Annotated in this window: 4 protein-coding genes; all 4 read right to left on the bottom strand. The window is 63.2% G+C overall.

Features of this window, described 5'->3' with window-relative positions; all coding sequences use genetic code 11:
* Positions 1-3 precede the first annotated feature (3 nt).
* A complete protein-coding gene (locus tag TU81_RS23500; protein ID WP_048396734.1) occupies positions 4-7,833 on the bottom strand; it encodes a non-ribosomal peptide synthetase in 7,830 nt (2,609 codons plus the stop codon).
* Entirely contained in the window at positions 7,830-11,237 is a 3,408-nt protein-coding gene (locus TU81_RS23495; protein ID WP_048396732.1) for a non-ribosomal peptide synthetase, read from the bottom strand. Before TU81_RS23495 ends, TU81_RS23500 begins: the two co-directional genes overlap by 4 nt.
* Positions 11,238-11,553: 316 nt before the next feature.
* Positions 11,554-12,537 (bottom strand): TauD/TfdA family dioxygenase, encoded by a 984-nt coding sequence (locus TU81_RS23490; protein ID WP_048396729.1) that lies wholly within the window; start codon positions 12,535-12,537, stop codon positions 11,554-11,556.
* A gap of 42 nt (positions 12,538-12,579) precedes the next feature.
* On the bottom strand, positions 12,580-13,320 hold the full coding sequence (locus TU81_RS23485; RefSeq protein ID WP_048396727.1) for a thioesterase II family protein: 741 nt from the start codon (positions 13,318-13,320) through the stop codon (positions 12,580-12,582).
* Between the last annotated feature and the right edge of the window lie 73 nt (positions 13,321-13,393).

Below are 13,393 nucleotides of genomic sequence, written 5' to 3'. Positions count from 1 at the left end.
CCCTCAAGAAATCAGTTTTTCCAGATCATCGAGGGATAGACGTTTGAGGGCCTCCAGGGATTTAGCCAATTCGTCCTGAACCGGCGATAAATCGACGCGTAACGCTTCGATGCGGGCGCAGAACGCGTGCAGGGTATCGGCTTCGAACAGCTCCTTGAGCGGCACTTTGTCACCCAGGCGTTCCTTGATCCGGGTCACCACCAACGTCGCCAGCAACGAATGCCCGCCCAACTGGAAGAAGTTGTCCGTCAGGCCCACGCGCTCGACTTCCAGCACCTCCTGCCAGACGGTCGCCACTTCCCATTGCAGGTCGGTGCGCGGCGCTTCGTAACGCTGCAGCGTCGGATTGCCGCCCAGCGCCATCAGGGCCTTGCGGTCGAGCTTGCCATTGGGGGTCAGCGGCAGCGCGTCGATCACATGCAGATGGCTCGGCACCATATGCGCCGGCAAGCGGCTGGCCAACGCCGCGCGCAGGGTTTCCACCAACGATAAATTGCCTGGTTGGCTCGCTACGACGTAGGCATGCAGATGTTTGCCCGCCGCGCCCTCCTGCGCCAGCACCACGGCTTCGCGCACCTCGGGCTGCTCCAGCAATCGGGCTTCGATCTCGCTCAGTTCGATGCGGAAGCCGCGAATCTTCACCTGATGGTCGGCACGACCGATGTACTCAATCGTGTCGTCTGGCCCCTGGCGCACCAGATCGCCGGTGCGATACAGCCGCTCACCATGGGTCGCGAACGGGTCCGGCACGAAGCGCTCGGCGGTCAGACCGGGACGCAGCAGATAACCTCGGGTCACACCGGCACCGGCCAGGTACAACTCGGCCGCCAGCCCTGCCGGCAACACCTGCAACTGGCTGTCGAGCAGGTAGGCCACGGTGTTGTCCAGCGGCCGCCCGATGTTCGCCCGGCCGTTGGCAGTGCGCAGGGTGAAGGTCGAATAGGTGGTGTCTTCCGACGGCCCGTACAGGTCATAAACCTGCTTGACCGACGTGCTGGCGTACAGCGTATCGACCAGCGTCTGCTTGAGCGGCTCGCCGGCCAGATTGATGGTGGTGACCGACGGCGGAATCTGCCCGGCCCGTTGCAGCGCGGCAATCGCCGACGGCACGGTGTTAATCAGCGTCACGCGCTCACAGGCCGGCAACTCGGACAGCGCCAGAGCGTTGTCCGCCAGCACCATGCAACCGCCGCTGGCCAACGTGACGAAAATCTCCCACACCGACAGGTCGAAGCAGATCGAGGTCGAGGCCAGCACGCCACGCAGCTGCTCATCGCGGTAAACACCCTGCGACCACTGGATCAGCGCCGCGAGGTTAGCGTGGGTGATCGCCACGCCTTTGGGCTTGCCGGTGGAGCCGGAGGTGTAAATGACATACGCCAGATTCTGCGCAACGATCCGGCTGACTGGCGCCGTGGACGGATACCCGGCGAGCCATTCGGCGCCCTCTTCGACCAACAGCACTTGCGACGGCAACGCCTCGGGCAACATCGCCTGCAACGCGGCTTCGGTCAGCAGCACCGCTGCGCAACTGTCCTCGAGCATGTGCAGCAAGCGCTCTTGCGGATACTCCGGATCCAGCGGCACGTAGGCACCGCCAGCCTTGAGAATCGCCAGCAGCCCGACCAGCATGTCCGGGGTGCGGCGCATGCACACGCCAACCCGCACTTCCGGCCCGACGCCCAGCGTTTGCAGCTTGTGCGCCAGTCGATTGGCCCGGGCGTCGAGGGTTTGGTAATCGAGGGTCTGCTCGGCGAACAACACCGCCGCAGCCTGTGGTTGGCGTTGTACCTGTGCGTCAATCCGTTCGACCACGTTGCGCGAATCCAGCGCCGTGACCGCGGCCTTGCCCCAGTCGACAGCCGCTTGACGCGGTGCGCCGTCCAGCAGTTGCAACGCGCCCAGAGGCTGCGAAGCGTCCGCCATAATTTGCATCATCAGGCCTTCGAGCTGGGTGCTCAGGTCAGCGATGGTGGCGTGATCGAAACAGGCCTGATCGAAGCTCAAGCCCAGGGTCAACTCACGACCGGTGACCGCCACCAGTGTCAGCGGATAATTGGTCTGCTCCTGACGCTGGAGGGTGGAAAACTCCAGCCCGGTGACAGAGCCTTGGGCCAGCGCTTCGGCCATCGGGTAGTTCTCGAACACCAGAATACTGTCGAACAGCGCGCCCGCGCCCTGCCCCGCCCAGCGCTGGATATCGTAAAGCGGCGTGCTCTCATGTTCGCGCAGGGCCAGGTTGAGGCTCTGCACCTGCTGAATCCACTGCCCGACCGGGATCTCGGCGGACGGCGAAGCCACCACCGGCAAGGTATTGATGAACAGGCCGATCTGCTGCTCGACGCCGGGCAAGTCCGTCGGGCGACCGGCCACAGTGGCGCCGAAAGCCACGGTGTCCTGGCCGGTATAGCGCTGCAACAGCACCAGCCACGCGGCTTGCATCAAGGTATTGAGGGTGACTTTCTGCTCGCGGGCGAAGCGGTTCAGGTCGCCGGTTTGTTGTTCGCTGAACACATGTTGGTAATCGGCATAACCGCCGGCCAACGTCTGACTGACCGGCATCGCGCTGGCCAGGCGGGTCGGCTCCTGAAGGTCAACCAATGCCGACGTCCAGAACTCGCGACTGGCCTGAACATCGCGCTGGCCCAGCCACTCAATGTAATCGCGATAGCGTCCCGGGGTCGCCGCCGGGGTCATGCCGGCATAGCGTTGCAACACCTCGCCGAACAACTGCGAGGTGCTCCAGCCATCCATGAGGATGTGATGACTGGTGTAGATCAAGTGATGCAGCGCTTCACCGGTTTGCACCAACAGCACGCGCAACAGCGGAGCCTGGTCCAGTTCGAAACCGGCGGCCAGATCTTCCCGAGCCAACTGATCGAGCGCCCCGTGAAGGTCATCACGACCGCGCCAGTCCTGCACGGTCAGGGGCATCTGCACCGTCTGCCTTACAATCTGCACCGCCGCATCGGCGTCCTCGGGCCAGACGAACGCAGTGCGCAGAATCTCATGGGCCTCCAGCGTCTGCTGCCAGGCCTGACGGAAACGCTCGGCGTCCAGTTGCTGCACATCGACGCGCAACTGATTGGTGTAGGCCGGGCCGTCCGGTTCGTTGAGGCTGTGGAACAGGATGCCTTGCTGCATCGGCGACAACGGATAGAGATCGCTGATATCCCGCGCCGGCACCGGCAGCGCCGACAGTTGCGCTTGCGTCAGGCGCACCAGATTGAAGTCCGACGGCGTGACCCCGGCATGCTCACCGGCAGTGCAATGTTCGATCAATCGTTGCAGCTCATGGCAATAGGCATCGGCCAGCGTCTGAATGGTTTGCGGGCGGTACATGCCTTGGCCGAACGTCCAGACCAATTCCAGCTCACCGCCATAGACCTGGCCGTCGACACTCAGCCAGTTGCCCAAGGGCGCATCTTCATCCTGATGCTCGCCAGTGCTTTCGGCAGCCGGCACGAACAGTGCGCCGTCAGCGGCACTGAACGCGCCGTCGAACTGGCCCAGGTAGTTGAAGGTGATGCGCGGCGGCGGCAATTCACGCAGCGGTTCGCAGCCTGCGAGGTAGCGCAACACGCCGTAGCCGATGCCTTTACCCGGCACAGCTCGCAGTTGTTCCTTGATCGCGCACAGCGAAGTGCCTGGCTCTGCCTCTGGGGTCAGGCGCACCGGAAACAGACTGCTGAACCAACCGACGGTGCGACTCAAATCTAGGTCGTCGAACAGGTCTTCGCGACCGTGGCCTTCGAGCTGGATCAGCACCGAATCCTGTTCGCTCCAGTCACACAGCACCCGCGCCAAGGCTGTCAGTAGCAGGTCGTTAATCTGCGTGCGATAAGTGGCCGGTGCCACTTTGAGCAGGGCGTTGGTCTGTGTCTTGTTCAGGCGTGAAGTGGCCCGAGCGGCCTGACGGCGGGTCTGAACTGTCTCCGGGAAATCCCTCGGCAAGTCGCTGTTACCGCCCTCCAGCGTGCGCTGCCAATAATCGCGCTCGGCCTTCAAGATATCGCTTTGCCCGTAACGGTGCAGGTGTTGCGCCCAGGCCTGAAGCGAACTGCTTTTGCCCGGCAACACGATCGTCTTGCCTGCCGCCAACGCGGTATAGGCCTGCTGCAAATCTTCCAGCAGCACCCGCCAGGACACGCCATCCACCACCAGGTGATGGATCACCAGCAGCAAACGTTGTGTAGCGTCAGGCAGGTTCACCAGTACCGCCCGCACCAGACGGCCCTGTTGCAGATCGAGACTGCGCTGGGCTTCGGTGGCCAGCGCCGGCAAATCGGCAAGGTCGTCCAGTGCCCGCACCCACAACAGATCAGTGTGACGTTGCGCCTGGAATGTCGCCTGCCAAGTCTCGCCCGACGCCTGGAAACTCAGGTTCAGCGCGTCGTGCTGCTCGATCAGGGTGGCCAATGCGTTGCTTAGATGGGTCGCATCGAGGGGGGATTGCGGCTGCAGCATCACCGACTGGTTCCAGTGATGACGCTGGGGAATGTCGGTCTGGAAGAAGCGGGCCTGGATCGGCAACAACGGCAGCTCGCCGCTGATCTTTTGCGCGACGCTGGCCGCCGGTTTGCTCTCGACCAGCTTGGCGACTGCCGCCAACTGGCCGATGGTCTGCTTCTCGAACAGTTGCTTGGGGCTCAGCTTGATGCCCTGGCGTTTGGCCCGGGCGATGATTTGCAGGCTGAGAATCGAATCGCCGCCCAGCTCGAAGAAGTTGTCGGTACTGCCCACCTGTTCAAGCTTCAGGACATCGGCCCAGATAGCGGCGAGCTTCTGTTCGATCTCGCCCACCGGGGCGACAAATTGCTGCGTGACCAGCCCCGGCGCCGGCAAGGCACGCTTGTCCAGTTTACCGTTGGCGGTCAGCGGCAGGCGCTCCAGAACAACAATCTGCGCCGGCACCATGTACTCCGGCAGGCAGGCCTGTAACTGCTGACGCAAGGCGTCGACATCCAACGGCAGGTCAGGCGCGGCCACGCAGTACGCCACCAGTTGCAGGCGCGTTTCATCACCGTCCAGCGGCAAGGCCAACACCGCGGCCTCGCTCACACCGCTCAGGCCCAGCAATACCCGGGCGACTTCCGCCGGCTCCACCCGATAGCCGCGCACCTTGACCTGATCGTCGGCGCGACCGATGAATTCCAGTGCTCCCTGACGATTGCGCCGCACCCGGTCACCGCTGCGGTACACCCGGGCGCCGACGGCGCCAAACGGATCCGGCAGGAAGCGTTCGGCGGTCAGCCCCGGCTGCCCGAGGTAACCCAGCGCCACAGTGTCGCCACCAATGTACAGCTCGCCCGCCACCTGATCGGCGACCGCGTTGAGCACATCGTCCAGCACGTAGACATGCGCACCCGACAACGGACGGCCGACCGGCACGCTGCGGGCACCCGAGTCGAGATCCTTGAGTTCATGAGTCAGCACGCCGACTGTAGTTTCACTCGGACCATAGTGGTTGATGAACCGGCAGCCCGGCTTGAGTCGCCGCACCTGCTCCAGCAATGCCGGCGAGCAGGCCTCGCCACCCACGATCAGTGCGTGTTGCGGCAACACATCGGCGGCCCGGGACGCTTGCATCAGCGCCGCCAAATGCCCCGGCACGATTTTCAACACGCCCACTTGGTGCCCGGCCATGTAATCGGCAAACCGGTCCGGGTCGAAGCCCAGCTCTTCGGGCAATACATGCAACAAGCGACCGGAGCACAAGGCGCCGAACAGCACGGTAAACCCCAGGTCCGCCGCAATGGTCGAGACCAGCGCCATGCTTGCCGCAGGCTCCAGCGCCAGACGTTCCAATGCACCGCGCACGTAACTGGTCAGGGCGCCGTGGCTCACCAGCACGCCTTTGGGTTGGCCGGTGGAGCCGGAGGTGTGAATCACATAGGCCGCTGCATCCGCCGACACGGTCAGCGAAGGCTTCGTCGTCGGCTGGTCCTGCCAGCGTTCGGGCGCGAAGGCCAGCTCTTGGCAACCGGTGACCGCCAGGCTGCTTTCCCGCGCGTCGCCTGCGGCACACAGCAGGACTTTCGCCTGCGCGCCTTCGAGCATCTGCTGCAATCGCGCGGCCGGCGCCTTGACGTCCAGCGGCATGTACACCGCCCCGGCCTTGAAAATACCCAACACACAGGTCAGCCATTCCAGGGAGCGCTCCATCAGCACCGCCACTGGCTGCCCGTTTTGCACGCCTTGCGCACGCAGGTAGTGGGCCAGGCGATTGGCGTCCTGATCCAGCGCCTGGAAACTCAACGTCCGTTCGAGACAGCGTGCGGCCAGCGCTTCAGGCTGCGCGGCCACCTGACGATCCCATTGCTGCAACACCGACTCCGCCGGCTGCCGTGGCGCCAGCGCCGGTTGCACAGGTGTGGTTGCAAGACTGTGCAGCGGCGCCTGCGGGGCGCTCAGCAATTCGCGGAACAGGCCGAGCAGCGTCGGGATAAACCCCTCGATGGTCGAGTGCTGGTACAGGTCACTGGCGTAAGTCATTTGCCCGTGGATCAGCGTGCCGTCATCGGTGATGTCCAGCGCCAGATCAAAGTGCGTGCCTTGTTTGTCCAGCGGATACTCGGTGACACTCAGGCCCGGCAGGTTCATCGAACGCTGGGTCTGCATGCCGACGTTCTGGTTGAACTTGGCCTGGAACAAAGGGTTGTGCCCCAGGGTTCGCTCGGGCACCAGTTCATCCACCAGTTGCTCGAAGGGCAGCTCCTGATGAGCCTGGGCACCGAACGATGCTTCCCGAACCCGGGCCAGCAAATCGTCAAAGCTGCCGCGCTCATCGACCTGGCAACGCAACACCTGAGTGTTGACGAAGAAACCGATCAACCCTTCGACCTCGGAGCGCCCACGGTTGGCATTGGGCACGCCGACACGGATATCGCGCTGGCCGCCAAGACGCGACAGGAACAGCGAAAACCCGGCCAGCACCAGCATGAACAAACTGATGCCCTGAGCCCGGGCAAAGCCGTTCAACTGCCGGGACAGGTCCGCACCGAAATCAAAGCTCAGGGTCTGGCCTTCAAAGCTCTGGGTCAGCGGCCGAGGGAAATCCGCCGCCACGTCCAACAGCGGATGCTCTTCACCCAACTGCTGACGCCAGTAATCGAGTTGCCGCTCGCCCTCGCCGGCCTCCAGCCAGCGGCGCTGCCAGATCGCGTAGTCGGCGTACTGCAACGGCAACGCCGGCAATTGCGGTTCGCGCTCGAGGCTGAAGGCCTGGTAGCACTGCACGAATTCCTTGACCATGACGTCCATCGACCAGCCATCGGAGACGATGTGGTGCATGCTCACGATCAGCACATGTTCATCGTCCGCCAGACAGAACAGACTGGCCCGCAGCAATGGCCCGTGGAGCAGATCGAATGGTTGCGCGGCCGCTTCCCGGACCCGCCGCGCCAGCTCGGTTTCACGTTCTTGCGCGGCGACGTTCGACAGATCGACGCGTTGCAGCGGCACGCTCTGCTGGTCGAGGATGATCTGGCTCGGCGGGTCGTTGTCGGTCTGGAACACCGTGCGCAGCACTTCATGGCGCGCCACCAGATGATCGAAGGAACATAGCAACGCTGCCTCGTTCAGTTGCCCATGCAAGCGCAGGCCGGCGGCCATGTTGTACGCGGCGCTCTGCGGATCGAGCTGCCAGAGAAACAGCAAGCGCTGCTGGGCAAACGAGAGCGGGATCGCCGCGCAGTCGTGACGACTGACCGGCAGCGGCAGCAGGCTGAAGTCCTTGCCCTCCTCGCGCAGTTTGGCGAGAAACAGTCGACGTTGCTCCAGCGGCAAACCGACGAACCTTTTAGCGATACGCTCCGCCATAGTGCCGCTCATACTTCTACCCCCTCCAAAGAACTCATGAACTGATCCATGTCGGACCAGTCGTTATCGCTTGCACCTTCTGCCAGCGCGGCCAGTTCCAGCGCCAGATCGCCCAGCAGCGGTGTCTCGAACAGACTGCGCAACGGCAGAACCACGCCCAACTGGCTTTTGATCCGCGCGATCACTTGCGCGGCCAGCAACGAATGCCCGCCCAACTCAAAGAAATGGTCATCCATACCGACCCGTGGCACCTGCAGTACCTCGATCCAGATCAGCGCGAGAGCCTGTTCGGTGTCGGTTTGCGGTGCGCGATAAGTGCTCTGCAATTGGCTCGGATCGGGGATCGGCAGGGCCTTGCGGTCGAGTTTGCCGCTGGGGGTCAGAGGCAGGCGCGGCAACAGCAGCAAGTGGCCGGGCACCATGTAGTCCGGCAGGTTCTTCTGCAGTGAGGCCCTGATTTGCTGACGCAAAATCGCTTGCTCCGCCGCACTGCCGAGCACGCTCGGATCGACGACCAGATACGCCACCAGTTGCGTCCCGCCAATCAGGGGCAAGGCCAGTACCACCGCCTCACGAATCCCCGGGCATTGCTGCAACCGCGATTCGATTTCCCCCAATTCAATGCGGAACCCGCGAATTTTCACTTGGTGATCGACGCGGCCGATGTACTCCACCGCGCCGTCGTCCCGCAGCCGGGCACGGTCGCCGGTGCGGTACAGGCGCTCGCCGACCGCGAACGGATCGGCGATAAACCGCTGGGCACTGAGCGTCGGTTGCTGGTGATAACCACGAGCCAGGCCCGGCCCGCCGATGTACAACTCGCCCACCGCTCCTTGCGGCAGCAGGTTCAAATCGTCGTCGAGCACGTACAACCGGCGTTGCTCCAGGCCATGACCGATCGGTATGCCGCGCCACGACACCGCTTCGGCGGTCAATGTGCTGCAATCGTGGATGGTCGAAACCACCGTCGCCTCGGTCGGGCCGTAGGTGTTGAGCAAACGCACATGGCCCAACCCGGCGCGTTGCCACAGGCGCAGCCCGTCCACCGCCATCGCCTCGCCGCCCACATGAATCTGGCGCAAGGCGCCGAAGTGGACAGGCGGGTTAGCCGCGTAATCCTGCACCACCGAATACCAGTAAGCGGCCGGCAAATCCGCCAGGGTAATGCCCTGTTCGACGATCACCTCGCGCAAGGTCGTACTGTCCCACAGGCGTGTATCGCGCAGGACGACAGCGGCGCCATGGCACAGCGGCGGGAAGAATTGCTCGACGAAACCGTCAAAACTGCTGGTGGCGAATTGCAGCACGCGATCGCCTTCACGCAAATCGCTGTAGTCGATCGCCCGCGCGATGAATTCGCCCAACGCGCCATGGCTGACCGCCACGCCCTTCGGCCGGCCGGTGGAGCCGGAGGTGTAAATCACATACGCGAGGTTCTGCGGATCCACCGTCCGTTGCAGGTTGTCTTGATTCGCAGCGTCGCTGTCCGGCAGTCGGTCCAGACACAGGCAATCGATGCCATCGAGCGCCGGCAGACTGGTCAGCAGAGAGCTCTCGGTCAGCAACAGCTTCAGCCCGCTGTCATCCAGCACATGGCGCAAGCGTTCGGCCGGCGTGTGCGGGTCCAGCGGCACATAGGCGCCACCGGCCTTGAGCACGGCCAGCAACGCCACGGCCAGTTCCAGCGAGCGCCCCAACGCCACACCGACCAGCACATCGGGGCCGACACCTTGGGCGCGCAACTGATGGGCCAGACGATTGCTGCGAGCATTCAGTTCGGCATAGCTGAGTGAGGGCGACTGATCGCCAGCCAGAATCACGGCGGTGGTGTCGGGAGTGTGTGCGGCCTGAGCCTCGAACAGCTGCGGCATGCCGGGCAGCGACGCCGGGATGGCGACGGGTTGAATCAAGCGCTCGCGCTCATCCGTGCCGAGCATCGCCACCTCGCCCAACGGTTGTTGCGGATCACGGCAGACCGACACCAGCACGTTGTGCCAATGCTCGGCCAACGCGGCGATGGTCTGTGCGTCGAACAGGTCGGTGGCGTAGGTGAACGCTGCGAACAGTTGCTCGCCCTCCTCCCGGGTGTCGAGCATCAGGTCACTGGTGGCCGCATGTTGACGCCCACTGCCGGCCAGTTGCTGCTCGCTCAGATAGCCGACTTGCAAACCGCAATCGAGCCGCACGTCCTGCAGATCGGTCACCAGTGGCTGGTGGTTGAACATCACCTGAAACAGCGGATTGTGACTCTGGCTGCGGGCCGGTTGCAGGGCTTCGATCAACGCATCGAACGGCAGCTCCTGATGGGCCTGGGCGCCAAGCGCCGCTTGACGCAGGCTCTGCAACAGGTCGCTGAAACGGGTTTGAGGGGTGACCTCGCTGCGCAGGATCTGGGTATTGACGAAGAAGCCGATCAGGCCTTCGGTTTCACTGCGGGTACGGTTGGCTATCAAGCCACCGACGCGGATGTCGGTCTGGCCGCTGTAGCGATGCAGCAAGGTTTTGAAGGCAGCCAGCAGCACCACGAACAGCGTCACGCCCTGGCGCTGGGCGAGGGTTTTCAGCTCCTGGCGCAGGGCACCGTCGATGACTTTTTCCAGGCGCGCGCCCTGGTGGCTGGACTGGGCCGGATAGGCACGGTCGGTGGGCAATTCGAGAATCGGGTGCTCTTCGCCCAACTGCATGCGCCAGTAATCGAGCTGACGCTCGCGCTCCCCGGCTTCCAGCCAGCTGCGTTGCCACAGGGCATAGTCGCGGTAGTGCACGGCCAATTCCGGCAAGGTCGGTTGCCGTCCCGCCACCAACCCGTCGTAGGTGCGCATGAACTCGTCGATCAGAATGTTCATCGACCAGCCATCGGCAATGATGTGGTGCAGCGTCAGCAGCAGCACGTGTTCCTGTTCGGCCAGGCGCAACAGGCGAAGGCTCAGCAGCGGTCCCTGTTGCAAGTCGAACGCCTGAGTGGCTTCAGCCATCATGTGCTGTTGCGCCTGCGGCCAGCGCCGTTCTTCAGGCAAGGCACTCAGGTCGTTGATCGCCAGTGTCAGGTCACGGGGTTCGGCCACCTGCTGGAACGCACGCTCGCCCTCCTGGCCGAAGGTGGTTCGCAGGCACTCATGACGCGCCACCAACAGGCTGAACGCGCGCTCAAGCGCCTCGGTTTGCAGCGCGCCGTTCAGGCGCACCGCCATCGGCAGGTTATAGGCCGCGCTCTGCGGATCCAGCTGCCAGAGAAACCACATCCGCTGCTGCGCATAGGACAGGCCGTCACGCTCGTCGACCCCGACACAGGAGGTCATGGGAAGCTGCGCAAAATCGATGCCTTCGCGGGCCATGCCGGCCAAAAACAAGCGGCGCTTGTCCTGCGGCAGTTCGATAAAGCGGCGGGCGAGTTTCTGTGCGTCTGCGGCATTCATGCATTGGGTCCTTGCTGATCGTCGGCGTGACCAGGAGGCCCGGTCGTATCAACAAGAACGAATGGCTGATGCGATGATTTAGCGGCACTGACAAACGCGGCCAGTCAGTTGAGGTGCAGAACCTGTGGGAGCGGGCTTGCTCGCGAAAGCGGTGTACCCGGCAACATTAATGTTGACTGACACGCCCTCTTCGCGAGCAAGCCCGCTCCCACAGGTTCCGCACCAGGCATTAGACCGAGCAGTGGACAGCGCAACAAAAATGCCACAGCCGGTGCAAGACCGGCTTCGGCGACAGGCGCGTCAGGGACTGATCAGATCAGCGCACATCCTGGGAATGCCCTTCGGCCATCGCGACGATCACCTTGCGCTTGCCTTCGAAAGGCGCGCGGGCATGGGCCGAGAGCATGTTGTCGAGCATCAGCACATCGCCCTCCTGCCAGGGAAAGCTGATGGCGCAGTCATCGAGCACGGCGCGAATTTCATTGAGCACTTCATCTTCGATGGGCGAGCCATCGCCGTAGTAGACGTTACGCGGCAGGTCTTCCTCGTCGACGATGTCCAGCAGGGTTTCACGCACCTCCGGCTGAAGGTTGGAAATGTGGAACAGGTGAGCCTGATTGAACCAGACCATGTCGCCGGTCACCGGATGACGCGCCACCGCCTGACAGGTCTGGCGGGTGCGCAATTCTCCGTCGTCCTTCCACTCACAAATGATGCCGTGGGCCTTGCAGTAGGCCTCGGCCACCTCGCGGTCTTCGGTGTTGAACACTTGCTCCCAGGCCACGTCCAGCCCATTCCCGAAATTGCGCACATACATCAGCCCCTTGCTGACGAAGCGCTCGCGAATCGCGACAGGCATGCGGCGATAGACTTCCCGGCTGTCGGCAATCGGCGTTTCACCGCCCGAGGTGGCGGCGATCATGCTGTAGAACCAGATTTTCATCGGCCAGTCCCGGGAGTAGGCCTGCTCGTTGTGCAACGGAATGCTCTGATGCGCCGGGTATTCGGTGGAGGTATAGACCCCTTGGGTGACATTGGTGCGCGGCGTCGAGCCGAACTCGTAATTGAGCAGCGGATGGCCGAAGCCGGCGGCGAACTGGCGGAACTGCTCGGCGCCCTCCAGCTGGAACCCGCGAAACAGAATGCCGCCGTCACGCAGCAAATGCTCATCCACCAGCTCATTCAATTCATCGAACACCGCCAACAGGCTGGTATTCGGCTCGGTCGCCTCCACCAACAGCGGCAAACGACCTCGCGCCGGCAGCAACGGCCGAACGGCAAAACCCACAGCAACACCCATGACGGGCCTCCTGTTAACACTCAATAAAGTGAACCGCGCGCGTTAATAAACCTGAGCAGCCAGCTGCGCATGACGTCGGTGATGGACTTCCAGATGATTCTTGATAATCCGGATCACCTTGGCTTCATGCTCATGAATGAAGAAATGCCCGCCGGTCATCATGTCCACCGAGAAACTGCCCAGGGTTTCCTGGCTCCAGCCGATCAATTGCTCGGTGGTGGCCTTGTCTTCCTTGCCGCCGAGCACGTGCACCGGGCATTTGAGCAGCGGGCGTTGCATCGGACGGAAGCGCCCGCAGAGCATGAAATCGGCGCGCAGGATCGGCAGTGTCAGGCTCATCAACTCCTGATTGGCCAACACGTCCTCGCTGGTGCCCTGGAAGGTGCGCAGTTGCTCGATCAACTGCTCGTCACTCTGGGGCTCGGCGAAGCCACGGTCATAGTCGCTGCGCATGGTCGGGGCGGCCGTGCCGGAAGCAAACAACGCCACCGGCTCTGCAGCACCGAGGGCACGAAAGGCGTGGGCCATTTCGCAGGCCAGCAACGCCCCCAGACTGTGACCGAACAGGGCGTAAGGGCCGTGCAAGGACGGCTTGTGCTCCCTGGCCAATTGCAGGGCCAGGGCGCGCATGTCGGTCTGCAAGGGTTCGTCATAACGGGCGCCCCGCCCCGGCAGCTCCACGGGCTGCAAGTGCAGCCACGGCGGCAACTGGCGCCGCCAGCGGCTATAGACCATGGCGCTGGCGCCCGAATAGGGCAGGCACAGCAGTGTCAGCTTTGTCACCGCACTTACCTCGATTGGTTATATGTTTAGGAGAACGGATGAACCGCCATGAGAATTAGTCTGTGGGATGGAT

This window comes from Pseudomonas lini, from assembly GCF_001042905.1.
Taxonomy (GTDB): Bacteria; Pseudomonadota; Gammaproteobacteria; order Pseudomonadales; family Pseudomonadaceae; genus Aquipseudomonas; species Aquipseudomonas lini.
Note: the sequence above shows the minus strand (reverse complement) of the source record. Positions and strands in the feature narration are given on the sequence as shown.

Coding starts and splice junctions, on each gene's coding strand:
- TU81_RS23500 (WP_048396734.1), bottom strand. CDS start 7,833: ATGAGCGGCACTATGGCGGAGCGTATCGCTAAAAGGTTCGTCGGTTTG.
- TU81_RS23495 (WP_048396732.1), bottom strand. CDS start 11,237: ATGAATGCCGCAGACGCACAGAAACTCGCCCGCCGCTTTATCGAACTG.
- TU81_RS23490 (WP_048396729.1), bottom strand. CDS start 12,537: ATGGGTGTTGCTGTGGGTTTTGCCGTTCGGCCGTTGCTGCCGGCGCGA.